Raw genomic sequence first — 25,906 nt, 5'->3', positions numbered from 1 at the left:
GTCAGCCGTTTACCCGCTCCACGAGGACCCGGATCCTGCCGCCGCAGGAAAGCCCGACGCGCCAGGCGGTCTCATCCGCGACGCCGAATTCGAGTATTTTCGCAGCACCCGAAACGATCACGTCGGTTGCTTCGGTGATGACGGCGCCCTCGACGCACCCGCCTGAAACCGAGCCCTGAAAATTGCCGTCGCCATCGATCACCAGATGGCTGCCGACCGGCCGTGGTGCCGAACCCCAGGTCTCGATCACCGTTGCGATCGCCACCCGGCGTCCTTGCTTCAGCCAGGCCTCGGCGATGTCGAGGGGATCGAGAACATTGCCTGCCTGCCTCATGCCTGCCACCTCCCATCAGTGCCGTTCATCTTCGTCCGGTCATCTTGGCCCAGTCATCTTGGTCCGATGAACCGCCGCGGGTCCGCCTGGCGGGAGCGCTGACCGGACAGCGCCTTCACCAGTTCGCCAATCGATTCAAGATTGTGCACGGCCCGGAATTCGTCAACATGCGGCAGCATCGCCCGCACACCGCGCGCGCGTGCTTCGAAGCCGTCGAAGCGCAGCAGCGGGTTGAGCCAGATCAGCCGCCGGCAGGATCGGTGCAGGCGATCGATCTCGATTTCGAGATCGGCCACGTCATCGCGCTCCAGACCGTCGGTGATCAGAAGCACGATCGCGCCCTGCCCGAGCACGCGCCGCGACCAGCGCCGGTTGAACTCATGCAAGGTCTCGCCGATGCGCGTGCCGCCGGACCAGTCCTTGACCGCAGCGACGCAGTCGTCGATCGCCGCGTCCGGATCGCGATTGCGTAATTGGCGCGAGACATTGGTCAGCCGGGTTCCGAAGAGGAAGGTATGCACACGCCGCCGCTCCTCGGTCAGCGCATGCAGAAAGTGCAGAAAGATGCGGGTGTACTGGCTCATCGAGCCGGAGATGTCGGCGAGCACGACGAGCGGCGGATGGACGACGCGCCGCTCCCGAAACCGCGGAAGGATCAGTTCGCCGCCAAAGCGCATGGCATCGCGCATGGTCGCGCGCGGGTCGATGCGGATCTGACGCTTCGAGGAGCGGAAGCGCCGCGTGACGACGTGGTCCATCGGCAGCGTCAGGGCCGAGAGCGCGCGCTTGGCCTCGGCGAGCTCGGCAGCGTTCATCTGCGCGAAATCGGCACGGCGCAGAAGCTCGCGACCGGAAACCGTGAAACGGGCGTCGACTTCGATCTCCGGCTCGTCGCGTGGCGGTCGATCAGCCTCGTGCCCGGAAAGCAGCGCGTCGCTGACGCGCGTTTCGCCTGCCCGGCGCTGTTGCCGTTCGCTCTCGCGTTCCGGCGCCAGCGGCGACATCATCGCGATCATTTTTTCGACCAGCCCGCGCGAGCGCCAGAACAGGCGAAACGCCTCGTCGAAGACCGGCTGGTATTCGTGACGCTTGACGAAGACGCATTGCAGCGCGGCGTAGAACGCGTCCCGTCCGCCGATCCCGATCAACGCCACCGCATCGATGGCGTCGGCGATGGCGCCTGGCCCGATCTTGATGCCGGCGCGCCGGAGCGCGCGCGCGAAGAAGACGATGTTGTCGGCAAGCCGTCCGTCGCCTGCCGCGATTGGTGGGGGAACATCGTTCCTGTGCTGCTCCCGCGCCTCCGTCATCAGTTTGCCGCCAGCAATTCCGCCTTGACCTCGGAGAGCAGCTTTCGCCCCTCTGCTCCCTCTATCCTGGCGATGTCGTCCTGGTATTTGAGCAGGGTGCCGAGCGTATCGGCGATCGTCTCCGGATCGAGCGCCAGCCGGTCAAGCTCCGTCAGCGCCGTTGCCCAGTCGATGGTTTCGGCAACGCCCGGGTTCTTGAAGAGGTCGATCGTGCGCAGCCGCTGCACATAGGCGATGACTTCGCGTGACAGGGTGGCGTTGCAGCCGGGAACCTTGCGGCGAATGATCTCCAGCTCCTGCGCTGCCTTGGGATAATCGACCCAATGATAGAGGCAGCGGCGCTTCAGCGCGTCATGGATCTCGCGGGTGCGATTGGTGGTGATGATGACGACAGGCGGTTCGTCCGCCCGGATCGTACCAAGTTCCGGAATGGTCACCTGGAAATCGGACAAAACTTCCAGCAGGAACGCCTCGAAGGCTTCATCTGTCCGGTCCAGCTCGTCGATCAGGAAAACGGGCGCACGTCCTCCGTTCGACGAAATCGCCTGCAGAACCGGGCGGCGGATCAGGAAACGTTCGGAGAAGATGTCGCTTTCGACCCGCTTGCGATCGACCTTGCCGGATGCTTCCGACAGGCGGATTTCGAGCATCTGCGCTGGATAGTTCCATTCGTAGACGGCCGAGGCGACGTCGAGACCTTCATAGCATTGCAGCCGGATCAGCGGCCGGTCGAGCGCCTTGGCCAGAACCTTGGCGATCTCGGTCTTGCCGACGCCGGCTTCGCCTTCGAGAAAAAGCGGGCGCTTCATCCTGAGCGCAAGAAACAGCACCGTCGCCAGCGCCGTGCCGGCGAGATAATCATGCGCCTCCAGCAGTGCCATCGTCTCGTCGATGGACTGTGGCAGGCCCGTTGCCGCCTGTGTCGCCATGTCTCCTCCACCACGGCCCGAATCGATCGCTGGAAGCTGGAAGGGGATAAAATCCACCGGCGAGCTCAACGACTTAGAGCGATCTTCTCATGTTGCGATGAGCAGTCGATCGCTGAGTAAAAACTTATAGCGAGTGGTATCCGCGGTCCACATAAATGAGCGGCGGGCGGGACGACCCGATCGAGACGTCGACGACTTCGCCAAAGAGCACCAGATGCGTGGCGATCGTCTTCACCTCGACCAGACGGCAATCGAAAGCGGCGGTGGCGTTGACGAGGATCGGCGCACCGGTCGTAAGCCGCGTCCACTGTCCGAGCGCAAAGCGCAGATCCATGTCGAGTTGATCGCGGCCGGAGAAGCCATGGGCCAGCGCCCGGTGCTCGTCGCCGAGCAGGTTGAGCGCAAAGCTGTCGCTGCGGGTGAAGATCTCGTTGCGCGGATTGGCGCCGTTCAGGCAGACGAGCACCGTCGGCGGGCTATCGGAAACCGAGCAGGCCGCAGTCACGGTGACGCCGCGCCGCTCGCTGCCGTCAGCGGCGGTAATGATCTGCACGTGACCGGCCAGGCGGCTCATCGCGTCGCGATAACTGATAGGGTCCAGCCGGGTCTTCTCCAACACATCTTTCTCCGGGCGATGTCAGGCACATACATAGACGCTGTCGGAAAATATGAAACCCGCTGGAAGGAGATTCTTGCACATCTGCGACGTGGCCGTGACGCAGATTGAACCTTCTTCACCAGGAGCGACATCTTTTCCTTTGACGCCGCGGGGCACTTCCTTAAAACATGCGACAACGACCGTGCCTCGCGTCAGACGCGAGCGGCAACGGAAGAGGAAGCTGTGGTGGCTCGCCGTAGGATTTTGCCCCGGATCGGTTCGGACGCGAAAGCTTGCGGCGGCGGAGTAAGTGAATGCGTCGATCCATTGTCACCAGCCTTATCCTTGCCGGACTGGTGCAGGCAACGCCGGCTTGGGCGGCCGGTATCAAGGTGGCGGTCGTGGCGCCGGTGGAAGGTCCGTTCGCGCCGCTCGGTAAGCAGATTATCGACGGCGCAGGCTTCAAGGCCGGTGATCGCGGCAGCGAGATCGTCGTCATTCCCGAGACCTGCGATACCGCCGGCAACGAGGCGCTGACCAAGGCATTGCTTGCGGCAGGTGCCGAAGCCGCCGTCGGCTTTCTCTGCACCGAAAGCCTGGATGCAACGCTTCCGGCCCTGACAGAAGCGGGCTTGCCGGCAATCACCCTCAGCGTGCGCTCCGATATCCTGATGGAAGACGCGCTAAAGAACAAATGGCCGCTCTTCCGCCTTGCGCCGAGCGGCAATGCCGAGGCCGTGGCCATCGTCGATGCCATCGTCAACCGCTGGAAGGACAAGCCCATCGCGCTCGTCGACGACGGTACGATCCACAGCCGGGAGCTGGTCGAGGCGGTGCGCGCAGCGCTTGCCGAAATCGGCATGACACCGGTCTTCAGCGACACCTACCGGCCGGCGCAAGAGCAGCAGATCAACCTGGTGCGTCGCCTGGTGAAAAGCGGCGCAACCCACGTTTTCACCGGTGGCGACCGGCAGGATACCGCAGTGATCGCCCGTGATGCCCTTGGCGAAGGCGCGAACCTCACCTTGCTTGGCGGCGATGCCTTGAACGCGGCCGATCTCACGGTTCCGCTTGCCGATGGCGTGCTTGCAGTAACGCTGCCGGATGCGGCGCAATCGCCGGAAGGCAAGCCCTTTGCCGACGAAATGCGCGCCGCCGGCATCGAGCCGGAAGGCTATGTGATGCCGGCCTTCGCGGTGATGGCGTTGCTGGAGGAAGCCAAGGATAGGGCAGCACAGGACGACAAGTCACTGACCGAAGCGATCGCCGGTAAGGGGCCCTACCCGACCGTTCTCGGCCTCACCGCCTTTAACGCTGCGCACGAGCGCGCCGACAATCCCTACCGTTTGATGCAGTGGCAAGGCGGCCATTTCGTGCCTGCGGCCGCTGAAGGAGCCACGCCATGATGCGTCCGGGACCGCTGAACCTGATCACCGATGTCAAAGGTCTGACGGTCGGCAACGCCGAGGACCATCGCCTGAAATCGGGCGTCACGGCTGTTGTCTGCGACCCGCCGGCAACGGCCGCCGTCCAGGTTCTGGGTGGTGCGCCGGGTACCCGGGAAACCGACCTTCTCGACCCGCACAACACGGTGCAGACGGTCGATGCGCTCGTTCTTTCCGGCGGTTCGGCCTTCGGGCTTGACGCTGCGTCCGGTGCGCAGGCCGCACTCAGGGAAATGGGCCGCGGCTTCGCTGTCGGCCCGCACCGGATCCCGATCGTCCCGACGGCGATCCTCTTCGACCTCATCAATGGTGGCGACAAGGATTGGGGCCGCTTTCCGCCCTATCGCGAACTCGGCTTCGAGGCAGTCGGGCGGGCTGGAGCGACATTTTCGACCGGTTCGGCAGGCGCTGGCACCGGTGCGCTGACCGCGGGCCTGAAGGGTGGGCTCGGTTCCGCGTCGACCGTCCTGCCGAACGGCATCACCATCGGCGCGCTTGTCGCCGTCAATGCGCTCGGATCCGCCACCGTCGGCGACACCGGGCATTTCTGGTCCGCCCCCTTCGAGCTGGATGACGAGTTCGGCGGGCTTGGCCTGCCCCACCCGATGCCGGCCGACGCGGCCGACATCCGCATCAAGTTCCGCGACCGCCAGGCGGCCGTCGCCAACACGACGATCGCGGTGATCGCGACGGATGCGGTGCTGACGAAGGCCGAAGCCAAGCGCCTGGCGATTGCCGCCCATGACGGCTTTGCCCGCGGGCTCTGGCCGGCGCACACGCCGCTCGACGGCGACCTGATCTTCGCGCTTGCGACCGGCGCCAGCGGCAAGACGCCGACAACAGAGGATTTCATCGATCTCGGCGCGGTTGCCGCCTCGACCATGGCGCGCGCGATCGCCCGCGGGGTCCACGACGCGACGCCGGCGGAAAACGATCTCATGCCCTGCTGGTCGCAGCGTCGCTGACGCAGCTTTGATCGCAGGCATGTTGTTTGCGGGGCTCGGCGGTGCTATTCCCGCGGAAAACACGCTGGAGTGCGCCATGACCCACCCTATCCGCATTGCCCCGTCGATCCTGGCGGCCGATTTCTCCAAGCTCGGCCAGGAGGTTCGCGATGTCGTCGATGCCGGCGCGGACTGGATCCATCTCGATGTCATGGACGGTCATTTCGTGCCGAACATCACCTTCGGCCCCGATGTGATCAAGTCGTTGCGCCGCTACACCGATGCGACGTTCGACTGCCACCTGATGATTTCGCCCGCCGATCCCTTCCTCGAAGCCTTCGCCAAGGCCGGCTGCGATATACTGACGGTGCATGCCGAGGCCGGTCCGCACCTGCATCGCTCGCTGCAGACGGTCCGTTCGCTCGGCAAGAAGGCGGGCGTGTCGCTCAATCCGGCAACGCCCGAAAGCGCCATCGAATACGTGCTCGATGAGCTTGATCTGATCCTCGTCATGACCGTCAATCCGGGCTTCGGCGGGCAGAAGTTCATCGACGCGACTGCAGAAAAGATCCGTCGTATCAAGGCGATGATTGGCGACCGGCCGATCGAGATCGAAGTCGACGGCGGCATTGCGCCTGAAACGGCAGCCATTGCCACCGGCGCTGGCGCCAATGTTCTCGTTGCCGGCTCGGCGATCTTCAAGGGCGGCTCGGTCGAGGCCTATCGCTCGGCGATCGAAGCGATCCGTGCGCCGGCCGAGAAGGCCTATCGATGACAGCACGCGCGGCAATTTCCGGTCTTTGTTGCCTGGCTGCGGCCGCCGCTGCATCGCCGGCCCTTGCTGGCGACTATGCCGCACTGCAGCCGATCGGCTTTTCGGCCGACGGCAATGTCTTTGCCTTCGAGGAATATGGCGTCCAGGACGGCTCCGGCTTTCCTTATTCGACCATCTATGTAATCGACACGCGCAATGACAGCTTCCTGCCGGGCGCGCCGGTGCGGGCTGTCAGCCGCGAAGACGGCAGCCCGCTGTCGAAGGCGCGCCATGAAGCCCGGCGTCGGGCAGCACCCTTGATCGATGCCTATCGCCTGGCCGATGCGCCCGGGCTGCTCGCGGCCTTCAACCCGATCACGGAAGCCAACGCCAAGCCGCTCTCGCTGACCTACGATGCCTTTGCAGCCGATCAAGCGTTCCGCGAGACCTATACGGTTACGCTCGAGGAAAAGACCTTCGAGCCGGACGGCATCTGCAAGGACTTCCTGAAGGAAACCAAGGGTTTCCGTCTGTCGATGACGATGAAGGCGGGCGCGCCGGCAAGCGACGTGCTTCAGGATGACAGCCGCATACCGGAAAGCCGCCATTGCCCCACCGGCTATCAGGTCGGCGGCGCCATCACCCACCGCAACGACGACGGTTCGGAAACCCATGTGATCATGGTGCTTGTCAAGTCGCTCGGCTTTGAAGGCACGACGGACGGGCGCTGGATCGCGATCCCGACGCGGATCGCCAAATGAACGAGGCGGCCGCCAGCGTCGAAGCGAAAGCGGGGCGTGCGGCGGCCGGTGCCCGGAAACGGACCCGCCTCGCCCGGTCCGTGCCGAGCCTTCCGCTATTGCTCTTCGGCGCGCCCTTGTGGAGCGCGTCGATGACGCTGTCGGCGTGGTTTGCGCTGTGGCTGCGGGAACGGGACGCGACCTTCCATCTGGCCGAACTGCTCTGGGTCTTCGGGGCCGGCGCTATGCTCGCCTGGCCGCCGGCGCTGTTTCTCGCCCGCTTCGCCGCGATCGGACGCCGCGTGGAAACGCGTTTCGCGGCCTATCTCTTCTTCCTCTCGCTCGGCACGATCGGGATGACGGCACTGCTTTTCGCGCTCGACTACCGCGAATTCTATGCACAGTGGCACGCCCCGATCGGAACCACGACCTGGCTCTTCCAGTTCGCCTTTACGACGCTGATCGCCTTCTACCAGTTTCTGGTCATGGGCCTTCGCCTCTTTTTGCCCGTCGGCGGTGTTATACTGTTCGCCGTCTGCCTGTGGCTGGCAAGCGCTCGCCATGAGCAACGGCGTTGAGCTTCGCGGCTATCTTTGCTAGAGGCACGGCCATCCCTCCACTGACGACGAAAGCTTAAGCCCATGATCCCCCGTTACTCCCGACCGGAAATGGTGGCCATCTGGTCGCCGGAAACGAAATTCCGCATCTGGTTCGAGATCGAGGCCCACGCCTGCGATGCGCTTGCCGAAATCGGCGTGATCCCAAAGGATGCCGCGCGCACGATCTGGGAAAAGGGCGGCGCTGCCACTTTCGACGTCGCTCGCATCGACGAGATCGAGGCCGTCACCAAGCATGACGTGATTGCGTTCCTGACGCATCTTGCCGAATTCGTCGGCCCCGACAGCCGCTTCATCCACCAGGGCATGACCTCGTCCGACGTGCTGGACACCTGCTTCAACGTGCAGCTGGTGCGCGCGACCGACCTGCTCCTCGCCGATCTCGACAAGCTGCTCGAAGCCCTGAAGCGCCGCGCCTTCGAGCACAAGGACACGGTGACGATCGGCCGTTCGCACGGCATCCACGCCGAGCCGACCACCTTCGGCGTCAAGCTGGCGCTCGCCTATGCCGAGTTCGACCGTTGCAAGCAGCGCCTGCTGGCCGCACGCGAAGAAGTCGCCACCTGCGCGATCTCGGGCGCCGTCGGCACCTTCGCCAACATCGACCCGCGTGTTGAAGAACACGTCGCCGAGGCACTTGGCCTGAAGCCGGAACCGGTTTCGACCCAGGTCATCCCGCGCGACCGTCACGCCATGTACTTCGCAACCCTCGGCGTCATCGCCTCGTCGATCGAGCGCCTGGCGACGGAAGTCCGTCACCTTCAGCGCACCGAAGTGCTCGAAGCGGAGGAGTATTTCTCGCCGGGCCAGAAGGGCTCGTCGGCCATGCCGCATAAGCGTAACCCGGTCCTGACCGAAAACCTCACGGGCCTTGCCCGCATGGTTCGCGCCTTCTCGATCCCGGCGATGGAAAACGTTGCGCTCTGGCATGAGCGCGACATCTCGCACTCCTCGGTCGAGCGCATGATCGGCCCGGATGCGACGGTGACGCTCGACTTCGCGCTCGCTCGTCTGACCAGCGTCATCGACAAGCTGCTCGTCTACCCCGAGAACATGATCAACAACATGAACAAGTTCCGCGGGCTCGTGCATTCGCAGCGCGTGCTTTTGGCACTGACGCAGGCGGGCGTGTCGCGTGAGGATGCCTACCGCCTCGTGCAGCGCAACGCCATGAAGGTCTGGGAACAGGGCAAGGACTTCCTCGAGGAACTGCTGGCCGACGCGGAAGTCCGTGCGGCGCTTTCCGAAGAAGACATCCGCGAGAAGTTTGATCTCGGCTACCACACCAAGCACGTCGACACGATCTTCAAGCGCGTCTTCGGCTAAGTTCCGCGCTGAGCGGACGGCCGTAGGCCTTTGGTTTTGTTGCCATGCCCGCATTTGGAGCACATCGCTCGAATGCGGGCATTTGCGTTAGCAGGAAATTCACGCATTACGTGCAAAGCTCAGGGTCTGTCAATCCAGGTTCTGAGGATCGCATGGCCTACAAAGACAGTGTCGAGCGGGCGACGCAGCGCACGCAAACGAAAATTACAGGTACGGTGACCGTCAAATCCGGCTCCAGCAGCGGCATCGTCAAGGATCTTTCAGCCGAGGGCATCTGCTTTCAGCTGCTCTTCGACATCGGCGCCAAGACGGGGCAGGAAGTGACGATCAGAAGCGAGGAGCTCGGCTTCCTGACCGGCATGGTCCGCTGGTATCGCGGCGACAAGATCGGCATCAAGCTCAACCTGTCGTCCAACACGGCGGCGCAGATCTCATCCTATTACAAGCATTTTCGCTAGGCCGGGCATCTCGGCAAGCACGCCAAAGGCGCCGCAGGTCGATCGACATGCGGCGCTTTTTCCGTTGAGCGGTTATCCTGCCTTCGGTCGTCAGCGATCAGTGTGACCGCGCGCGCGGACCGGGTTCCACCATCTTGCGATAGAGGTGCCAGGTGGCGTGTCCGAAGATCGGCATGATGACGGCGAGGCCGACAAAGACCGGGATCGAGCCGATGACCAGACCGGCGGCGATGATGAAACCCCAGACGGCGACGGGCACCGGGTTGACGAGCGTTGCGCGAATGGACGTCTCGACCGCCGATACGGCGCCGACGTCCCGATCGATCAGCAGCGGGAACGACACGACGGATGTCGACAGAACGATGACGGCGAAGACGAAGCCAACGGCGTTGCCGACGAGGATCAGGTTCCAGCCCTGTTCAGTGCCGACGATACCGTTCCAGAAGGCCGCGATCGAATCCGGTGGTTCCGCCCCGAAGATCTGCACATAGAGCGCCTGGGCGACCAGCAGCCAGATGATGAAGACAACGAACAGCATGGCGGCGACGGCCATGATCGACGGCAGCGCCGGAGAGCGATGCAGGCGAAGGGCGTGTGGCCAGGAGTAGTCCATGCCGAGTTCTCGCCGTCGGCTGATCTCGTAAAGGCCGATCGCGGCGACCGGGCCGATCAGCGCGAAGCCGGAGACAAGAGGATAAAGCAGCGGCAGCATGTTGGCGCCGGCGCTCCAGGTGATCAGAACGACACCGGCTATCGGGTAGATCAGGCAAAGAAAGACGTAGTGCGATGGTTTCTCGCGAAAATCGTCAAAGCCCAAGCGTAAGGCGTCGAATACATCCGCGACGCCAATCTTTTTTATTCCGGGATGGGCGACACTCGCGTCCGCTCCCGACAGGACATGGAATGTTGTCATGGCTCACACTCCTCAACGAACCAGAGCGGCCACGGAACAGAGATACGGCGAACCAAGCCGCACCATCCGCGACCGTCCGTTCGATTATACAGAAAATGCGACCGCTGTCGCCTGCCGCCTCTCGCCACGTTAAGCGGCCGCCTGGAACGCGAAACATCGGGGCCGTCAGCCAGGCTCCCATGGGCCACGTCCAGGCCGTGACGAACGGGTTGGACCGCAGGCCTTGACTTCCGCGCCTTTCAGCGCCACATCGCGGCCACCATGAAAGTTTCCGACGCCCATATCCTCATCGTTCCAGGCTACACCAACTCCGGACCGGAGCACTGGCAGACGCGCTGGGAGCGCAAGATGTCGACCGCACGCCGCGTCGAGCAGGCGGAATGGGCAAAGCCTGTCCGCGACGATTGGGTGGCGCGCATGGTCGACGAGGTCAATGCGTCGGAAAAGCCTGTTGTCATCGTCGCCCATTCCCTGGGCGTTGCGACGGCCATCCACGCCCTGCCCCATTTCAAGAAGCCGATTGCCGGCGCTTTCCTGGTGGCGCCGCCGGATGTTGCCAACCCGGCGATCCGTCCGAAGCATCTGATGACCTTCGGCCCCTATCCGCGCGATCCGCTTCCCTTCCCGTCCTTGATGGTCGCCAGCCGCAACGATCCCTTCGGTTCCTACGAACATGCGGACGACATCGCCAACGCCTGGGGTTCGCTGCTCGTCGATGCGGGAGAATCCGGTCACATCAACACCGAGTCCGGCCATGGGCCGTGGCCGGAGGGCACGATGGTGTTTGCCCAGTTCCTGAGCCGGCTCAAACCCTGACGCGCCGCGGCGACCTGTTGCGGCCATATTAATCCGACGTTCATTGTCCGCGGTCATCATCGCCGGCATGATGCGACTCGTCTCATGATGGTGCCGAGCGCTGTCGAACCTTGATCTGCGCACGCATTGACCGGATCCTTCGGTTTGGTCGTCCGGCCGCAGATACTGGACATGGGAAGTGGCCGTAAACGAACGTCTCACCAAAGGTGCGCAAAACGCACCGGCGCATCCGGATGCTCTGACGCAGGCCACCCTGGAACGGTTGCCGGCAAGCGCCGTCATTGTCGATGCGCACGGACGGATCCTGGCTGCCAACGCCCGCGCCTGCGACGTGTTCGGCCGCACGCTTTCACAGTTGCGACACGCCTTTCTGAGCGACTTCGTGGCGGACGAGGACCGGCCGCGCGTGCCGCCGCGCGCAACGTCGGCGGTCGCCGAGACGATCCATTTCCTCGGCCCAAGCCGCTCAGCGCCGATGCTCGTTGCCTGTTCGCCGGTGCGGTTTGGCGATGAAGCCGCCTCGCTGCTGCTGATGTTGCCGGCCGACGATTTCGTCAACGAGATCGCCGGATTGCGCAACGACGAGACCCGCTGGAAATACGCCCTCGACGGCGCGCTTGAGGGCGTATGGGATCACGACTTCGAAACCGGAGACCTGTTTTATTCGGCCACCTGGAGGCGGCTTCGCGGCCTGCCCGAAGATGCCCAGGTCGACGGTACGCTCGAAAACTGGATCCAGAACGTTCACCCCGACGACCATGCGCATGTGCGGGCGGCGATCGAGCGGCAGGATTCCGGCGAAGCGATCTTCAACACCTTCGAGTATCGGGAGCGCCACGCCGACGGTCACTGGATCTGGATCGAAAGCCGCGGCGCCTCCGTTGCCTACTGGCCGGACGGCAGGCCGAGCCGCATCATCGGGACGGATACCGACATCACCGCCCGCAAGGAGGCCGAGGCGCGGCTAGAAGAAGTCTCCCGCCGCCTGAGGCTGGCGCTCGGCGTGTCGAAGATCGGCGTGTTCGATTTCAATCTCGATGCGCTGCGCGACGACTGGGACGAGCGCATGTTCGAGATCTATGGTCTCGACCCTGCTGATGGCGCGCCGACCTCGGAGGCCTGGGAAAACTGCCTGCACCCTGACGACCGCGACGCCGTCATTGCCAGAACCAATGAAGGCATCGCCTCGGGAAAGCCCTACGCCAACGCCTTCCGCATCGTGCGCCCGGACGGGTCCGTCCGTCACATCCGTTCCAATGCCGCGACCTATGTCGATCATCTCGGCACACGCAAGCTCATCGGCGCCAACTGGGACGTCACGGAAGACATTGCGCTGCAGGAGGAGTTGCGCCAGGCGAAGGCATCGGCCGAAGCGCGCAACCGTGAACTCGAGCAGGCCCGGATCCGGATCGAGTACAACGCGCTGCACGATTACCTGACCGACCTGCCCAACCGTCGCTACCTGGATCAGATGCTGACGGAGAATGTCGCCGTCAACGCGATCCTGCATATCGATCTCGACCGCTTCAAGCAGATCAACGACACACTCGGCCACCAGGCCGGCGACGCCATGCTGACGCATGCGGCCGCGATCCTGCGCGCGCACGCCCGCCACGACGACTTCATCGCCCGCATCGGCGGTGACGAGTTCGTCATCCTCTGCCGCCGCGACCGCGACCTGCCGCAACTGACCGAGCTTGCCGAGCGCATCGTCCATGCCTTCCGCCGCCCCATCCCCTATGACGGCCAGCTCTGCCGCCTGGGTGCAAGCATCGGCATCGCGTTCAGGGGCGGCGAAGACTTCGACGCCAAACAGCTGCTGATGAATGCCGACATCGCCCTCTATCGGGCAAAGAGCGTCGGGCGTGATCGCGTCGAGGTGTTTTCAGAGCTCATTCAAACTCAGATCCTCAACGCCAAGCGTATCGGTGACGACATTCGCCAGGCGATCGAGGAAGGGCAGTTCACGGTCTACTACCAGCCGCAGTTCCACGCGCGCTCGCTGGAGATATCCGGCGTCGAGGCACTGGTGCGGTGGAACCACCCGGAGCGCGGCATTCTCGCCCCCTTCCATTTCCTGAAAGTGGCCGAGGAGATCAACGTCCTGCCGGCGATCGACAGGAAGGTGGTCGAGCTCGCCTATCGCGACTTTCAGTTCTGGCAGAAGGAAGGGCTCGGGGTTCCCAAGATCTCGGTCAACATGTCGTCGCCGCGGCTGCGCGATCCCGGGTTGATCGCCGATCTGCGCGACATGCGGATCCCGCCGGGCATCCTTTCTTTCGAGCTGCTCGAGTCGATCTTCCTCGACGATCCGGAAGACGAAATCGCCGAGACCATTTCGGCGCTCGGCGACCTCGGCATCGAAATCGAAATCGACGATTTCGGCACCGGCCATGCCTCGATCATCGGCTTGCTCAACCTCAATCCGGCCCGGCTCAAGATCGACAGGGCGCTCGTCGGCCCGATGACCGAAAGCGCCAAGCAGGCAAAGCTGGTGCGGGCGATCATCGACATCGGTCACTCGCTCAACATCGCTGTCGTGGGTGAAGGTGTGGAGACCTGGGAGCACGCGGCGATGCTGCGGGATCTCGGCTGCGACGTGCTGCAGGGCTACGCGCTTGCGCGGCCGATGGACCGGCTGGAGCTGGAGCAGCGCTTGCGCCGCGGGTGGAAGCCGGTGTTCGGCGGTCCGGACAAATAAAAACCGCCCGGCCAGAAGGACGGGCGGCGCTTCAATGGATCTGGCAACAGCCTTTCGGCTTACTTGCTCTGCAGCTGCTGGACGGCTTCGCCGAGCAGTTCGAGCATCCGCACGCGGATCTGCTCTTCGCTCTGGGCAACGCCTGCCGCGTCGAAATCCGCCTTGATCTTGCGAACGACATCTTCATGGCCGGCTTCTTCGAAATCGGCAGCCACCACTTCGCTGGCATAGGCGTCGGCGTCGGCCTTGCCGAGCAGGCCGGCGGCCCACAGACCGAGCAGCTTGTTGCGACGCGCTTCAGCCTTGAACCTCAGCTCTTCGTCCATCGCAAACTTTGCTTCGAAGGCCTTTTCGCGATCCTGCATCGACGTCATCAATCAATCTCCCTGAGAATTCCATGTCTGAAATCAGTTTATCGCCATAAATCAAAACGCGGGTCAAACTGCAATGCGAAGTTTTTCGGATCGATGACTTTCGTGTTACCTTTGAAGGGTTTCCTCGGTCGCGTTCTATCCCGGAAAGCATCGCGGCATCCGGTGCGTCGAGGAGGACACGCAGTGCCCCATGCAAATCAGGGGACTGGAACATAGGCCGATTGTGAAATCGGTTCTTTTCAGCTATGGACCGCGAGAGATACTCCACGTGCGCGCCCCAAGAGCGCCAGTAAACACAGAGACAAATCCATGAATCGTCGCCGCCGTATCTACGAGGGCAAGGCCAAGATCCTCTATGAGGGTCCCGAGCCGGGCACGCTGATCCAGTTCTTCAAGGACGACGCGACCGCCTTCAACAAGAAAAAGCACGACGTCATCGACGGCAAGGGTGTGCTGAACAACCGGATTTCCGAGTATATCTTCACGCACCTCAACAAGATCGGCATCCCCACGCACTTCATCCGCCGCCTCAACATGCGCGAGCAGTTGATCAAGGAAGTCGAGATCATCCCGCTTGAGATCGTCGTGCGCAACGTCGCCGCCGGCTCGCTGGCCAAGCGTCTCGGCATCGAGGAAGGCACGGTCCTCCCCCGTTCGATAATCGAATTTTACTACAAGGCCGATGCGCTCGAAGACCCGATGGTCTCCGAAGAGCACATCACGGCGTTCGGCTGGGCAAGCCCGCAGGAACTCGACGACGTCATGGCGCTCGCCATCCGCATCAACGACTTCCTTACGGGCCTGTTCCTCGGCGTCGGCATCCAGCTCGTCGATTTCAAGATCGAGTGCGGCCGCCTGTTCGAAGGCGACATGATGCGCATCGTGCTTGCTGACGAGATCTCGCCGGACAGCTGCCGTCTCTGGGACATCGAGACCCGCGAGAAGCTCGACAAGGACCGTTTCCGCCGCGACCTCGGCGGCCTCGTCGAGGCCTACCAGGAAGTCGCCCGCCGTCTCGGCATCATGAATGAGAACGAACCCGTGCGCGGCACCGGTCCGGTTCTCGTGAAGTAACTTCGGGGAAAATCAAAGTGATCAAGGCACGTGTAACCGTGACGCTGAAGAACGGCGTTCTCGATCCGCAGGGCAAGGCAATCGAAGGCGCGCTCGGTGCGCTCGGCTTCGACGGCATCGGCCAGGTTCGCCAGGGCAAGGTCTTCGACCTGCAGATCGAATCCGCAGACAAGGCCAAGGCCGAGGAAGACCTCAAGGCCATGTGCGAAAAGCTGCTCGCCAACACGGTGATCGAGAACTACAGCATCTCCTTCGCCTGATCCTACAGGCGAAGAAGGCGTTCCGCGTCTTCGGGCGCGGAACCGGACGTTTACGAAATGCCGGAGCAGCCGCTGGTCCCATGGGAAACGCCGCTGCCATCGTCGCAGCAGATGCCTGGCTCGTCCGAGTGCGGCATCAAGATTGATCTTGCCGTATCGGAGACAGAGATATGAAGTCAGCCGTCGTCCAGCTTCCGGGCCTCAACCGCGACCGCGACATGATCGCGGCCCTCACCAAGATCTCCGGCAAGGCGCCTGTCACCGTCTGGCAGACCGAAACCGATATTCCGGATGTCGATCTGATCGTCATTCCCGGCGGCTTCTCCTATGGCGATTACCTGCGCTGCGGCGCGATCGCTGCGCGCATGCCGGTCATGCAGGCGATCAAGGCCAAGGCGGAAAAGGGCGTCAAGGTTCTCGGCGTCTGCAACGGCTTCCAGATCCTCGTCGAGGCGGGGCTCCTGCCCGGCGCGCTGATGCGCAATGCCTCGCTGAAATTCGTCTGCCGCGAGATCAAGCTCGAAGTTGTCAACGCCGACACCGACTTCACCCGCGCCTACTCGAAGGGCCAGATCATCCGGTCGCCGGTCGCCCATCACGACGGCAACTACTTCGCCGATGCCGAGACGTTGAAGACGATCGAAGGCAATGGCCAGGTGGTCTTCCGTTATGCTGAAGGCACCAACCCGAACGGTTCGATGAACGATATCGCCGGCGTCATGAACGCTGAAGGTAACGTGCTCGGCATGATGCCGCATCCGGAAAACCTGATCGAAGCAGCCCATGGCGGTTCCGACGGTCGCGGCCTGTTTGCGTCTGCCCTCGAAGTAATCGCCGCTTAACCATCCGGCTGGTAGAAGGCATTCGACCCATCCCCATTTGCGAGCGAGACCGTCGATGCCTTCATTTGCCCCTGCACGCCTGACCGGCCTTGCCTGCACGGCCTTCGGTCTTGTGCTTCTGGCCTCGTGCCAGTCGCCGAAGCCGCCGGCACCAAGCCCGAACACGGCGGCGCTGCCGACCATGGAACGCGTGGCGCTCGGTGCCAACAGCTGCTGGTTCAAGTCGGGTGACGCCGAATTCAAGTCCTATCGCCTTGCGCCCGAGCTCAACTCCTTCTCCGGCCGTCCGCGCATCCTGATTGTCCCGCGCAAATCGCCCGAGGCACGCCCCCTCGCCGTCGTTCAGGCCGAGGGTAATCCGGCCCGCCTGCAGGCCTTCGGGCCGCTGATGAGCGAACCGACGGGAACGCGCATGGCCGCCGACATCAAGCGCTGGGCTGCTGGCGGACAGGGCTGCAAATAGCCGAAGCTGAACGTGGCGAATTGATCCAAGGGCCGGTTGACCTCAAGGTTGCCGGTCCTTTTGCATTTCGGACGGTCGGCCCGATCCGATCGGCTAGCGCCAGAACGGGACAGACGATTCCTGGCGCGCGTCCTTCTCGCAAACGCCGATATCCTTGAGCTGCCACTCACTCAATTCCCCGAGCGCCAGCCGGCTGCGCCGCTTTGCGGCCAGCGTGCAATAGAGGCTCCAAAGACGCTTCAGCAGGCTTTCGCGCTCGTCCGAATAGTCGCCACCCAGCAATGTGCCGGTGCAGCCTGCGGACTTCGCCTCCGAGCGGGACAAACAAATTGTATCTATTGTACTCATTGATAACCCCAATGCAGCGATTGCTATCGTTGTATCGGTGATAATTGACATATTTCACGCTGTAATCTAAAGAATTGTCACTATGACAAATTGGCTCCCAGACATTCAGCAAGGTCATGGCCCGCTCTACGCGCGCATCGCCGACCAGATCGAACAGGCAATTGGCAACGGCGCCCTGCCCGTCGGCGCCAAATTGCCACCGCAACGCAACCTCGCCTACGATATCGGGGTGACAATCGGCACGATCGGGCGCGCTTACAATATCGTCCGCGAGCGCGGGCTGGTGAGTGGCGAGGTCGGACGCGGCACCTATGTGCTCGACCATCCCGAAAGCCGGCCGCCGGAGCAATCGGATCCGCTGACGACGTCGCTTGCCGGCACCCGCCCCCTGGTCGCGCCCGTCGGCAAGCTCAGGTTCGACAGCACAGCGGCGCCGGACATCGGCCAGGGAACGGTGCTGAGCGAAGTGTTGGGTGAGATCAGCCACGAGCATCACGCTGACATCGCCAGCTACGCGCGGAACTTCCCGGATCATTGGTTCGAGGCCGGGTGCCAATGGCTGGCGCGCGGCGGGTTTCGCCCCAAGCCTGAAAACATCGTGCCGACGCTCGGCGCCCATGCGGCCGTCGTGGCGGTGATCGCGGCGGTGACCGCCCCTGGCGATCGCATCGCCTTCGAGACCCTCACCTATTCGCAGGTCAGTCGCAGCGCCGGACTGATCGGTCGCCGCACGACGCTGGTCGAATCCGACGCCTTCGGCATGATCCCCGACGACTTCGAGCGCGTCTGTGCGCAGCAGCATCCCAAGCTCGCCTTCCTGATGCCGAGCGCGCAGAACCCGACGGTGGCCGTCATGCCGCTCGCCCGCCGCCAGGCGATCGCCGATATCGCCCGCAAATACGGTGTCTGGCTGGTCGAGGATGATCTCTATGGTGCCATGACCGGCGACCAGACGCCGCTGCTCGCCGAGCTTGCGCCCGAACGCACCTTCCTCGTCGGCGGTCTTTCAAAGTCCGTTGCCGCAGGCGTTCGCGGTGGCTGGGTCGCCTGCCCTCCGCATTTCGGCCAGCGCATCCGCATCGCCCACAAGATGGTCAGCGGCGGCCTGCCGTTCATCCTGGCGGAACTCTGCGCCCGGCTGGTGCTCTCCGGCTCGGCTGCAGCCTTGCGCAGCCAGGGCATCGAGGAGGTTCGCGCCCGCGAAGCCATGGCGCGCGAGGTCTTCGAGGGCATCGAGTTCGCCTCGCATCCCTGCATTCCGTTCCTCTGGATGAAGCTGCCGGACCCCTGGCTGTCCGGCACCTTCAAGCAAGCGGCGCTGCAGGAAGGCGTGCTCGTCGACGACGAGGACGAGTTCAAGGCCGGCCGTACCGATCGCGTCTTCCATCGGATCCGCATCGGCTTCTCTTCGCCCCCGCAGCGCGCCGAAGTCAGGGCTGGCTTCCAGACACTGAAGCGGCTGCTCGACAGCGGCCGAGCCGGTTACGACAGTTTCGAGTGACGATCGAAATCCACGGGGTGACTTTCGCGCAAGCTTACGCAAGATACTATTTTAGCAGTATCGCGTAGATGATTCGCCCCTAAGGATTTCGCATGCCGCTACCGTTTCGCCCGGTCTCGTCCCGGCTGATCGCACCCCTCCTTTTGGTCACGACCACCTCCGTCATCGCCGCGCCGGCGCTGGCTCAGGACGGCGTCTTCGACGAAATGCGCTTCGGCGTGACGACATCGATCGCTAGCGGCGGCAAGCAGGAAGACGGCGTGTTTCCGTCGTTCACGCTCTACTTCGATCCGTTCAATGCGGATGGCGCGGCAGATTTCGGCGAGAAGCTGTTGCGGCCGCGCGTCTATACCGGTGCAGCCGTGGCCACCGCGTCGAACGGCGTCAACCAGGCCTATGCCGGCTTGAGCTGGACCTTCGACATGACGCAGCGGCTCTTCGTGGAGTTCGGCGCGGGCGGCACGGTTCACGACGGCGATCTCGACGATCCCAACGGTTCCGGTCCGCAACTCGGCTGCCGCTTCCTCTTCCGTGAATACGCCGCTGCCGGCGTGCGCCTCGACGAACACTGGAACGTGTCGGCGACCGTGGAGCATGCGTCGCATGCCAATCTCTGCGACGGTCCCAACAACGGCCTGACACGCGCCGGCCTCGCCCTCGGCTACAAGTTCTAGGCGGCGTCCTGTCGTAGCCTCGCCAATGTTGCATGCGGGCGTCAACCACAGTTGATCGCCCGCATCTTTCGTGGTGGCTGCGTGCAAGTCCTCCGCACCTGCTCCGCGCCGCGATCAATGTCCGCGCTCGCAGCTTTAGGCGGCCGATGGCCGACCCGATTTGAAACCGAAAGCATCAGCCCACCTGTCGCCCCAGGCTGCGAGTTCCGCGCCCGCGGCAAGCGTCGCTAACAGCGTAGTCTTCAGCCTGCTGCCGTCAAAATTGTTCGGCTTTGTCGGGTCCTTGGCGACCTCGAGCAACTCCTTCATTGCGGCGGTCGCTTCGTCCTGGGCTGCGGTATGACGTGCCCACAGGGCGCCACGGGTACTGTTCCCATTGATGTCTTCAATGTTGAGTATGTTTGATGAACCGTTTGAGTAGCGGAAGCCGATGACGATCTCGTCATTCGTGAACTTTTCGCGGTTCCCCTTGATGAATTTCAACAGGGCATTCGTGATCGCATTTTCATCCGCGATGCCCGGGCGTTTCACCTTTTCCGCCTTCACCAGGTCCGCAAAGCGACTGCCATCCTGGCCAATGAGCGACTTCAACGTGTCCTTTACGCCGGGATCGCTCGACTTGAAGCCGTCGGAATCGAGGAATTTCAGCGCATCCGAGACGATGTCGTCATTGGCCTGCTTGATGTCCAGGAGGCCGCTGGTGATCTGAGATGCGGCTTGCGTCTTCACCGGGCTGTCACCGCCTGCCACCTTGTAGATGATCGCCGCAATCGCATCGATTGCGTTCGTCTGGCCGCCGGTTTCGGGTGCCGGCGCTTGCGCCCGCTGCAGGATCAGCAGGGCTGCGCTGTTCGTGGCGCCAATGGATGTCATGCGCGTTCCTCATCCCTCCGCCGCTGCATCATCCGCGGGAAAGTACGTCAGTTCGGGCTTCATGCGCGAATCGGTGGCTGCAATGCGTGAATACAACCGTAGCGCGCACTTCTTAACAATGCGCGAAGATTGTTCGCAGACACAATCAATGCGCGAAAGTTCGTTCTTGGTTTTCGGCCGTAAGATCGACGCGCCGGTCCACAGGGTGCCGCGAGCTTCGGAGGCTCTCCGCAAAGCAACATAAGCGGGTCAACCGCTGTTGATCGCCCGTATTTTTCTGTCGCGCCGCGCCGCAGCATAGGTTAAAGAAGCCGCAAAGCGCCCCCTGTTTCTGTTGCGGTTCGCACGCGCCATATTCCTCGCTAGTGGATTGCGCGCCGCCCGAAGGATTTGACGGTCGACGATGACGATTTCCAACACCCGCCCCATCACCCCGGACCTCATCGCATCGCACGGGCTGAAGCCTGACGAATACGAGCGCATCCTCGGCCTGATCGGGCGCGAGCCGACCTTCACCGAACTCGGCATCTTCTCGGCCATGTGGAACGAGCACTGCTCCTACAAGTCCTCCAAGAAGTGGCTGCGCACGCTGCCGACCAAGGGCCCGCGCGTCATCCAGGGCCCGGGTGAAAACGCCGGCGTCGTCGACATCGACGATGGCGACTGCGTCGTCTTCAAGATGGAGAGCCACAACCACCCGTCCTATATCGAGCCCTACCAGGGCGCGGCGACCGGCGTCGGCGGCATCCTGCGCGACGTCTTCACCATGGGCGCCCGTCCCGTCGCGGCTATGAACGCGCTGCGCTTCGGTTCGCCTGATCATCCGAAGACCCGCCACCTCGTTTCCGGCGTCGTTGCCGGCGTCGGCGGCTACGGCAACTCCTTTGGTGTTCCGACTGTCGGCGGCGAAGTCGAGTTTGATGCCCGCTACAACGGCAACATTCTGGTCAACGCCTTTGCTGCCGGCCTCGCCAAGAGCGACGCCATCTTCTACTCCAAGGCCGAAGGTGTGGGCCTCCCGGTCGTCTATCTCGGTGCCAAGACCGGCCGTGACGGCGTCGGCGGCGCGACCATGGCGTCCGCCGAATTCGACGAGTCGATCGAAGAGAAGCGCCCGACCGTTCAAGTCGGCGACCCCTTCACCGAAAAGTGCCTGCTCGAAGCCTGCCTCGAGCTGATGACGACCGGCGCCGTCATCGCCATCCAGGACATGGGTGCAGCCGGCCTCACCTGCTCTGCCGTCGAAATGGGCGCCAAGGGCGACCTCGGCATCGAGCTCGACCTCGACACCGTTCCGGTGCGCGAAGAGCGCATGACCGCTTACGAAATGATGCTGTCGGAGAGCCAGGAGCGCATGCTCATGGTTCTTGAACCGGCAAAGGAAGAAGTCGCCAAGGCGATCTTCGTCAAGTGGGGCCTCGATTTCGCCATCGTCGGCAAGACCACCGATGACCTGCGCTTCCGTATCCTGCACCAGGGCGAAGAAGTGGCGAACCTGCCGATCAAGGAACTGGGCGATGAAGCCCCGGAATATGATCGTCCCTGGACCCCGGCGAAGACCGCGGCACCGCTCGCATCCAACGATATCCCGGTAGCCGACGTCGCAGACGCGCTCGTCAAGCTCGTCGGCTCGGCCAACAACTCGTCGCGCCGTTGGGTCTACGAACAGTACGACACGCTGATCCAGGGCAACTCGCTGCAGTTGCCGGGCGGCGACGCCGGCGTCGTGCGCGTCGAAGGCCACGCCTCCAAGGCGCTCGCTTTCTCGTCGGACGTGACGCCGCGCTATGTCGAAGCCGATCCTTACGAAGGCGGCAAGCAGGCGGTCGCCGAGTGCTGGCGCAACCTGACGGCAACCGGATCGCTGCCGCTGGCAGCCACCGACAACCTCAACTTCGGCAATCCGGAACGTCCTGAAATCATGAGCCAGCTGGTTCATGCCATCAAGGGTATCGGCGAGGCCTGCACCGCGCTCGACTTCCCGATCGTGTCCGGCAACGTCTCTCTCTACAACGAGACAAACGGCCAGGCGATCCTGCCCACCCCGACCATCGGCGGCGTTGGCCTGATCAAGGACTGGTCGAAGATGGCGCGCATCCGCTTTGCCGCCGAAGGCGAAACGATCCTCGTCGCCGGCGCCCCTGCCGGTCTCGGCTCGCACATCGCCCAGTCTGTCTACATGCGCGACATCCACGGCCGCACCGACGGCCCGGCACCGCATGTCGACCTCGCGCACGAGCGCAAGGTTGGCGACTTCGTCCGCGGCCTGATCGTCGACGGTCTTGTCACCGCCGTGCATGATTGCTCGTCGGGCGGCCTGGCGCTTGCCGTGGCCGAAATGGCGATGGCTTCAGGCATCGGCGCCTCGGTCGACGCCGTGGCCGGCCATGATCCGATCGCGACCTTCTATGGCGAAGACCAGGGCCGCTACGTCGTGACGGTTGCCGCCGGTGCGCTCGATGCTGTTGCTGCCCGTGCGAAGGCTGCCGGCGTCTCGCTTCCCGTCATCGGCAAGACCGGCGGCGACGCCGTCAAGCTTGGCGATGCCAAGGCGGTGTCGGTCGCGGATCTCCGCGCCGCCCATGAAGGCTGGTTCCCGGACTTTATGCAGGGCGACGTCGCGCCTGAAAACTAAGAGATCGAGGACGGGAGCTGCGGTTTCTGCGGCTCCCATATCTCTTTTGCTGTGCCTGCTTGCAGGCGCTGCCGGCAGCGATCATTTGATCGTGTTCACGCTGGCAACAGCCCTGCCTCACCCAATTCAGCAATTGCGTTCCGCCCCTGAATCGTGGTTCCCTTGTTTCATGGACAACGTCGGCAGGTTGCTGACGTTGCAGAATAAAAAGGGAGTTGGCGTATCATGCCCATGACACCAGGCGACATCGAAGACATGATCAAGGCAGGGATTCCCGGAGCCAAGGTCACGATCCGCGATCTGGCCGGTGACGGCGACCACTATGCCGCCGAAGTCGTGGCCGAGGCGTTTCGTGGCAAGAGCCGCGTGCAGCAGCACCAGATGGTCTACAACGCACTGAAGGGCAATATGGGCGGCGTGCTGCATGCCCTTGCACTTCAGACGAGCGCGCCGGAGTAAGCTGGCGTGGCTGACCTGATCAAGGAACTCGTCAGCGGGGTCGTTGACAGTGCGCTGAAGGAAATCCTCAAGAAGACCGGCGTCAAGCGAACCACCACCAAGCGGACCAAGCGCCGGACACGGCCGACCTCTTCCGGTGGCGGGGGTCTTCTTGGCGACATTCTGGAGGCGGCCCTCCGCAAGCCGGCGAAGAAGCAGGTCAGTCGGCGGAAAACGTCGGCGGCGCGCAGCAAGACGCGGCGCCGCACGGCCTGAGTGGTATTAAAACCACATCTTGAGGACCATCAATATTTGTTGCGATTGGGTGGTGAAAATCACCAATATGCATGCTATCTAAGACCCAATCGATATCCGGCCCTTGAAGCCGGCGCAGGAAGGATGACAGGATGAGCGGAATTCACGAATTCATCGACAACGAAGTCAAGACGAACGATGTGGTGCTCTTCATGAAGGGTACGCCGCAGTTCCCGCAGTGTGGCTTCTCCGGTCAGGTGGTCCAGATTCTCGATTACATCGGCGTCGACTACAAGGGCATCAACGTGCTCGCCGACGCGGACCTGCGCCAGGGCATCAAGGACTATTCCAGCTGGCCAACGATCCCGCAGCTCTACGTCAAGGGCGAATTCGTCGGCGGTTGCGACATCGTGCGCGAGATGTTCCAGGCCGGCGAACTTCAGTCCCACCTTTCCGAGCAGGGGATCGCCGTCAAGGGCGCTGCCGCCTGATCTAAGGACGCCTTGTCCCGATCCATCGGAGAAGGCGGGTAACCGCCTTTTTTGATTCGGACGTCGCTGTCCGGATTTCGATTTTCGTTGTCTTCCCAAAGGCTTTGCGCGCTTGGTTCGCGCAATGACCGTTTGAATGTTTGTGAAAGCGGGCTTCCTTCCTGTAACGTTTCCGGCGTTCTGAAGCGAGGTCTGGGCCGAGTTTTCGGCCTGTCATGAAGCAGTCGCGATCGTTCGGCATAAGCAGCAACGGTTCCCGCTCCGGCCTCCCGGCACGGAAATGACCCCGTCGCTGCCGATCGATGCTCCCGCCGTTTCATGCAGGCCCGGTCCAATTGGTGCGGCTGCCCGGTCGCCCCCGCCTGACATCCCTGTGCCGACCGGCATTAAGCCAGCCGACATCCTTCTTTTTCCGGCACCGTCCGGACCCAGACCCGTTTCGCTTGGCGCTGACCGCGCCGCTAGGACTTTTGAAATGACAAGCACGACCAACGACGACGCCCTGCCCGGCCTCACGAAGTTCCAGTTCATCGCGCTGATGGCCACCCTGATGGCGACGAACGCGATTTCGATCGACATCATGCTGCCGGGTCTTCAGGAAATCGGCGCGAGCCTCGGCGTGGCGTCGGAAAACGAGCGGCAGTACATTATCACCGCCTACCTGCTCGGCATGGGCGTGGCACAGCTGTTCTTCGGCCCGCTGTCCGACCGCTTCGGACGCAAGCCGCCGCTTCTGGCCGGCCTTGCGCTTTATGCGGTCTGCGCGGTCGCAATCGCCGTCGTGCCGACCTTCGGCCTCATGCTCGCCCTGCGCTTCATACAGGGCGCCGGTGCGGCTGCGACACGCGTCATCACCATCTCGATCGTCCGTGACGTCTATGGCGGCCGGCAAATGGCGGAGGTGATGTCGCTGGTCATGATGGTGTTCATGATCGTCCCGGTGATCGCCCCGTCGATCGGCCAGCTCATCATCAGCTTTGCCGAATGGCACATGATCTTCGTCATCGTCGCGCTTTATGCGGTGATGAACATTGCGATCGTGCTGACGAAGCTCGGCGAAACGCTTGATCCGGCGCATCGCCGCGCCTTCACGCCGTCGGTAATCCTCAGCGGTTTCCGCATCGTGCTGACCAATCGGCTGTCGCTGCTTTACACGCTCGCCACTTCGGTCATCCTTGGTGCGCTGTTCGGCTTCATCAACTCGGCGCAGCAGGTGCTGGTCGGCGTCTACGATCTGGGCGTGTGGTTTCCGCTTGTCTTTGCGGCTTTCGCGAGTATGATGGCGGTCGCTTCCTTCACCAACTCCCGCCTCGTCCGCCGCTTCGGCATGCGGCCGTTGTCCCATGCGGCACTCTGCGGCTTTACGCTCGCAAGCTTCATCTGGATGTCGGCCTCCCTCTATGCGCCGCTGCCCTTCCCGCTCTTCGTGGTCCTCTATTGCGCCACGATGTTCCAGTTCGGGCTGATCGCGCCAAACTTCAACGCCATGGCCATGGAGCCGCTCGGCCACGTTGCCGGCACGGCGTCCTCGGTCCTCGGCTTCATGCAGACGATCGGCGGGAGCGTGATCGGAGCCTTCATCGGCCAGTCCTTCGACGGAACGGCCACTCCGCTTGCCACCGGCTACTTCACCGTCGCCGCGATCGGCCTCGTTTTCGTCCTGATTGCCGAACGCGGCAAGCTGTTCAAACCGCACCATCAGCCGGCCGGCTGATCTCTGCAGCGTCACGTCTCTCTGGAGACGCGTAAAGGTCGCTGTAGCGCTCCAAACCGTTGGCCAGCTTTTTCCAAAG

General features: G+C 63.1%; 27 protein-coding genes and 1 pseudogene. 20 read left to right on the top strand and 8 right to left on the bottom strand.

The features are described 5' to 3' along the window. Position 1: 1 nt before the first annotated feature. From OKW20_RS13710 to OKW20_RS13695, 4 genes and pseudogenes are all read right to left on the bottom strand, one after another. Positions 2-334, bottom strand: coding sequence for an XdhC family protein (locus OKW20_RS13710; RefSeq protein ID WP_429172943.1), 333 nt, complete (start codon positions 332-334; stop codon positions 2-4). A 53-nt stretch (positions 335-387) separates the two neighbouring features. Next, complete coding sequence (locus OKW20_RS13705; RefSeq protein ID WP_429172940.1) at positions 388-1,644, bottom strand: vWA domain-containing protein; 1,257 nt, start codon at positions 1,642-1,644, stop codon at positions 388-390. Beyond that, a complete protein-coding gene (locus OKW20_RS13700) occupies positions 1,644-2,573 on the bottom strand; it encodes an AAA family ATPase (RefSeq protein ID WP_429172937.1) in 930 nt (309 codons plus the stop codon). The genes OKW20_RS13705 and OKW20_RS13700 overlap by 1 nt, the downstream gene beginning before the upstream one ends. 124 nt (positions 2,574-2,697) lie before the next feature. Beyond that, a pseudogene (locus OKW20_RS13695) lies at positions 2,698-3,224 on the bottom strand (flavin reductase family protein). A 261-nt stretch (positions 3,225-3,485) separates the two neighbouring features. Between OKW20_RS13695 and OKW20_RS13690 the strand changes: the two are divergent. The 7 genes from OKW20_RS13690 (at position 3,486) to OKW20_RS13660 (ending at position 9,455) form a co-directional block, all read left to right on the top strand. Then, positions 3,486-4,577 carry a branched-chain amino acid ABC transporter substrate-binding protein gene (locus tag OKW20_RS13690; RefSeq protein ID WP_429172934.1) on the top strand — a complete coding sequence of 364 codons (1,092 nt, stop codon included), beginning with the start codon at positions 3,486-3,488 and terminating at the stop codon, positions 4,575-4,577. Further along, positions 4,574-5,581 (top strand): P1 family peptidase, encoded by a 1,008-nt coding sequence (locus tag OKW20_RS13685; protein WP_429172932.1) that lies wholly within the window; start codon positions 4,574-4,576, stop codon positions 5,579-5,581. The genes OKW20_RS13690 and OKW20_RS13685 overlap by 4 nt, the downstream gene beginning before the upstream one ends. 76 nt (positions 5,582-5,657) lie before the next feature. Next, entirely contained in the window at positions 5,658-6,335 is a 678-nt protein-coding gene (gene rpe / locus OKW20_RS13680) for a ribulose-phosphate 3-epimerase (protein WP_043614490.1), read from the top strand. Continuing rightward, on the top strand, positions 6,332-7,075 hold the full coding sequence (locus OKW20_RS13675; protein ID WP_429172928.1) for a DUF2259 domain-containing protein: 744 nt from the start codon (positions 6,332-6,334) through the stop codon (positions 7,073-7,075). Before rpe ends, OKW20_RS13675 begins: the two co-directional genes overlap by 4 nt. Beyond that, the gene (locus OKW20_RS13670) at positions 7,072-7,632 is read left to right on the top strand and encodes a hypothetical protein (RefSeq protein WP_429172925.1); all 561 of its coding nucleotides are present in this window, start codon (positions 7,072-7,074) and stop codon (positions 7,630-7,632) included. The genes OKW20_RS13675 and OKW20_RS13670 overlap by 4 nt, the downstream gene beginning before the upstream one ends. 63 nt (positions 7,633-7,695) lie before the next feature. After that, positions 7,696-8,997 (top strand): adenylosuccinate lyase, encoded by a 1,302-nt coding sequence (gene purB / locus OKW20_RS13665; protein WP_060585098.1) that lies wholly within the window; start codon positions 7,696-7,698, stop codon positions 8,995-8,997. A gap of 152 nt (positions 8,998-9,149) precedes the next feature. Beyond that, positions 9,150-9,455, top strand: coding sequence for a PilZ domain-containing protein (locus tag OKW20_RS13660; protein WP_034794416.1), 306 nt, complete (start codon positions 9,150-9,152; stop codon positions 9,453-9,455). 97 nt (positions 9,456-9,552) lie between these two features. Here the strand turns inward: OKW20_RS13660 and OKW20_RS13655 are convergent, their stop codons facing one another. Then, a complete protein-coding gene (locus tag OKW20_RS13655; protein WP_043614499.1) occupies positions 9,553-10,368 on the bottom strand; it encodes a DUF2189 domain-containing protein in 816 nt (271 codons plus the stop codon). Between the two features lie 261 nt (positions 10,369-10,629). Here OKW20_RS13655 and OKW20_RS13650 point away from each other — a divergent pair, with 261 nt between their 5' ends. Then, complete coding sequence (locus OKW20_RS13650; RefSeq protein WP_043614501.1) at positions 10,630-11,184, top strand: RBBP9/YdeN family alpha/beta hydrolase; 555 nt, start codon at positions 10,630-10,632, stop codon at positions 11,182-11,184. A 178-nt stretch (positions 11,185-11,362) separates the two neighbouring features. Beyond that, positions 11,363-13,885 carry a sensor domain-containing protein gene (locus tag OKW20_RS13645; protein ID WP_429114243.1) on the top strand — a complete coding sequence of 841 codons (2,523 nt, stop codon included), beginning with the start codon at positions 11,363-11,365 and terminating at the stop codon, positions 13,883-13,885. 59 nt (positions 13,886-13,944) lie between these two features. Here the strand turns inward: OKW20_RS13645 and OKW20_RS13640 are convergent, their stop codons facing one another. Beyond that, on the bottom strand, positions 13,945-14,259 hold the full coding sequence (locus OKW20_RS13640; protein ID WP_043614504.1) for a DUF1476 domain-containing protein: 315 nt from the start codon (positions 14,257-14,259) through the stop codon (positions 13,945-13,947). 309 nt (positions 14,260-14,568) lie between these two features. On the opposite strand from OKW20_RS13640, the gene purC reads away from it, so the two are divergent. The 4 genes from purC to OKW20_RS13620 all read left to right on the top strand — a co-directional run bounded on the left by purC (position 14,569) and on the right by OKW20_RS13620 (position 16,898). Further along, a complete protein-coding gene (purC, locus tag OKW20_RS13635; RefSeq protein WP_043614507.1) occupies positions 14,569-15,333 on the top strand; it encodes a phosphoribosylaminoimidazolesuccinocarboxamide synthase in 765 nt (254 codons plus the stop codon). 17 nt (positions 15,334-15,350) lie between these two features. Further along, positions 15,351-15,593 (top strand): phosphoribosylformylglycinamidine synthase subunit PurS, encoded by a 243-nt coding sequence (gene purS / locus OKW20_RS13630; protein WP_034794427.1) that lies wholly within the window; start codon positions 15,351-15,353, stop codon positions 15,591-15,593. Between the two features lie 170 nt (positions 15,594-15,763). Continuing rightward, positions 15,764-16,435 carry a phosphoribosylformylglycinamidine synthase subunit PurQ gene (purQ, locus tag OKW20_RS13625; protein WP_043614510.1) on the top strand — a complete coding sequence of 224 codons (672 nt, stop codon included), beginning with the start codon at positions 15,764-15,766 and terminating at the stop codon, positions 16,433-16,435. Between the two features lie 55 nt (positions 16,436-16,490). Further along, on the top strand, positions 16,491-16,898 hold the full coding sequence (locus OKW20_RS13620) for a hypothetical protein (RefSeq protein ID WP_043614513.1): 408 nt from the start codon (positions 16,491-16,493) through the stop codon (positions 16,896-16,898). A gap of 93 nt (positions 16,899-16,991) precedes the next feature. On the opposite strand, the gene OKW20_RS13615 is transcribed toward OKW20_RS13620, so the two are convergent. Next, positions 16,992-17,222 (bottom strand): DUF1127 domain-containing protein, encoded by a 231-nt coding sequence (locus OKW20_RS13615; protein ID WP_429172922.1) that lies wholly within the window; start codon positions 17,220-17,222, stop codon positions 16,992-16,994. A 106-nt stretch (positions 17,223-17,328) separates the two neighbouring features. Here OKW20_RS13615 and OKW20_RS13610 point away from each other — a divergent pair, with 106 nt between their 5' ends. Further along, positions 17,329-18,747: a PLP-dependent aminotransferase family protein gene (locus OKW20_RS13610; protein ID WP_205238735.1), complete on the top strand. Its 1,419-nt coding sequence runs from the start codon at positions 17,329-17,331 to the stop codon at positions 18,745-18,747. A gap of 92 nt (positions 18,748-18,839) precedes the next feature. Further along, a complete protein-coding gene (locus tag OKW20_RS13605; RefSeq protein WP_429114237.1) occupies positions 18,840-19,421 on the top strand; it encodes an acyloxyacyl hydrolase in 582 nt (193 codons plus the stop codon). A gap of 135 nt (positions 19,422-19,556) precedes the next feature. Here OKW20_RS13605 and OKW20_RS13600 read toward each other — a convergent pair whose 3' ends face one another. Then, the gene (locus tag OKW20_RS13600; protein WP_429172920.1) at positions 19,557-20,150 is read right to left on the bottom strand and encodes a hypothetical protein; all 594 of its coding nucleotides are present in this window, start codon (positions 20,148-20,150) and stop codon (positions 19,557-19,559) included. 547 nt (positions 20,151-20,697) lie between these two features. Between OKW20_RS13600 and purL the strand changes: the two genes are divergently transcribed. The 5 genes from purL (at position 20,698) to OKW20_RS13575 (ending at position 25,827) form a co-directional block, all read left to right on the top strand. Next, the gene (gene purL, locus OKW20_RS13595) at positions 20,698-22,929 is read left to right on the top strand and encodes a phosphoribosylformylglycinamidine synthase subunit PurL (protein ID WP_429172917.1); all 2,232 of its coding nucleotides are present in this window, start codon (positions 20,698-20,700) and stop codon (positions 22,927-22,929) included. Positions 22,930-23,154: 225 nt separating this feature from the next. Beyond that, entirely contained in the window at positions 23,155-23,388 is a 234-nt protein-coding gene (locus OKW20_RS13590) for a BolA family protein (protein ID WP_034794447.1), read from the top strand. A gap of 6 nt (positions 23,389-23,394) precedes the next feature. Further along, positions 23,395-23,643 (top strand): hypothetical protein, encoded by a 249-nt coding sequence (locus OKW20_RS13585; protein ID WP_192446216.1) that lies wholly within the window; start codon positions 23,395-23,397, stop codon positions 23,641-23,643. 131 nt (positions 23,644-23,774) lie between these two features. Continuing rightward, positions 23,775-24,113 (top strand): Grx4 family monothiol glutaredoxin, encoded by a 339-nt coding sequence (grxD, locus tag OKW20_RS13580; RefSeq protein ID WP_043614534.1) that lies wholly within the window; start codon positions 23,775-23,777, stop codon positions 24,111-24,113. Positions 24,114-24,588: 475 nt separating this feature from the next. Beyond that, entirely contained in the window at positions 24,589-25,827 is a 1,239-nt protein-coding gene (locus OKW20_RS13575; protein WP_429114231.1) for a multidrug effflux MFS transporter, read from the top strand. Positions 25,828-25,906 lie beyond the last annotated feature (79 nt).

Source organism: Ensifer sp. LBL, from assembly GCF_050435225.1.
Classification (GTDB): domain Bacteria; phylum Pseudomonadota; class Alphaproteobacteria; order Rhizobiales; family Rhizobiaceae; genus Ensifer.
The sequence above is the reverse complement of the archived record's forward strand: the minus strand, read 5'-3'. Positions and strand labels throughout refer to the sequence as shown.

What these genes read in the sequence shown, in the direction of transcription:
- OKW20_RS13610 (WP_205238735.1), top strand. Translation starts at nt 17,329, where the DNA reads ATGACAAATTGGCTCCCAGACATTCAGCAAGGTCATGGCCCGCTCTAC.
- OKW20_RS13700 (WP_429172937.1), bottom strand. Translation starts at nt 2,573, where the DNA reads ATGGCGACACAGGCGGCAACGGGCCTGCCACAGTCCATCGACGAGACG.
- OKW20_RS13660 (WP_034794416.1), top strand. Translation starts at nt 9,150, where the DNA reads ATGGCCTACAAAGACAGTGTCGAGCGGGCGACGCAGCGCACGCAAACG.
- OKW20_RS13670 (WP_429172925.1), top strand. Translation starts at nt 7,072, where the DNA reads ATGAACGAGGCGGCCGCCAGCGTCGAAGCGAAAGCGGGGCGTGCGGCG.
- OKW20_RS13650 (WP_043614501.1), top strand. Translation starts at nt 10,630, where the DNA reads ATGAAAGTTTCCGACGCCCATATCCTCATCGTTCCAGGCTACACCAAC.
- OKW20_RS13675 (WP_429172928.1), top strand. Translation starts at nt 6,332, where the DNA reads ATGACAGCACGCGCGGCAATTTCCGGTCTTTGTTGCCTGGCTGCGGCC.
- OKW20_RS13575 (WP_429114231.1), top strand. Translation starts at nt 24,589, where the DNA reads ATGACAAGCACGACCAACGACGACGCCCTGCCCGGCCTCACGAAGTTC.
- OKW20_RS13640 (WP_043614504.1), bottom strand. Translation starts at nt 14,259, where the DNA reads ATGACGTCGATGCAGGATCGCGAAAAGGCCTTCGAAGCAAAGTTTGCG.
- purQ (WP_043614510.1), top strand. Translation starts at nt 15,764, where the DNA reads ATGAAGTCAGCCGTCGTCCAGCTTCCGGGCCTCAACCGCGACCGCGAC.
- purC (WP_043614507.1), top strand. Translation starts at nt 14,569, where the DNA reads ATGAATCGTCGCCGCCGTATCTACGAGGGCAAGGCCAAGATCCTCTAT.
- OKW20_RS13685 (WP_429172932.1), top strand. Translation starts at nt 4,574, where the DNA reads ATGATGCGTCCGGGACCGCTGAACCTGATCACCGATGTCAAAGGTCTG.
- OKW20_RS13590 (WP_034794447.1), top strand. Translation starts at nt 23,155, where the DNA reads ATGCCCATGACACCAGGCGACATCGAAGACATGATCAAGGCAGGGATT.
- OKW20_RS13710 (WP_429172943.1), bottom strand. Translation starts at nt 334, where the DNA reads ATGAGGCAGGCAGGCAATGTTCTCGATCCCCTCGACATCGCCGAGGCC.
- purB (WP_060585098.1), top strand. Translation starts at nt 7,696, where the DNA reads ATGATCCCCCGTTACTCCCGACCGGAAATGGTGGCCATCTGGTCGCCG.
- grxD (WP_043614534.1), top strand. Translation starts at nt 23,775, where the DNA reads ATGAGCGGAATTCACGAATTCATCGACAACGAAGTCAAGACGAACGAT.
- OKW20_RS13705 (WP_429172940.1), bottom strand. Translation starts at nt 1,644, where the DNA reads ATGACGGAGGCGCGGGAGCAGCACAGGAACGATGTTCCCCCACCAATC.
- OKW20_RS13605 (WP_429114237.1), top strand. Translation starts at nt 18,840, where the DNA reads ATGCCGCTACCGTTTCGCCCGGTCTCGTCCCGGCTGATCGCACCCCTC.
- OKW20_RS13690 (WP_429172934.1), top strand. Translation starts at nt 3,486, where the DNA reads ATGCGTCGATCCATTGTCACCAGCCTTATCCTTGCCGGACTGGTGCAG.
- OKW20_RS13620 (WP_043614513.1), top strand. Translation starts at nt 16,491, where the DNA reads ATGCCTTCATTTGCCCCTGCACGCCTGACCGGCCTTGCCTGCACGGCC.
- purL (WP_429172917.1), top strand. Translation starts at nt 20,698, where the DNA reads ATGACGATTTCCAACACCCGCCCCATCACCCCGGACCTCATCGCATCG.
- OKW20_RS13655 (WP_043614499.1), bottom strand. Translation starts at nt 10,368, where the DNA reads ATGACAACATTCCATGTCCTGTCGGGAGCGGACGCGAGTGTCGCCCAT.
- rpe (WP_043614490.1), top strand. Translation starts at nt 5,658, where the DNA reads ATGACCCACCCTATCCGCATTGCCCCGTCGATCCTGGCGGCCGATTTC.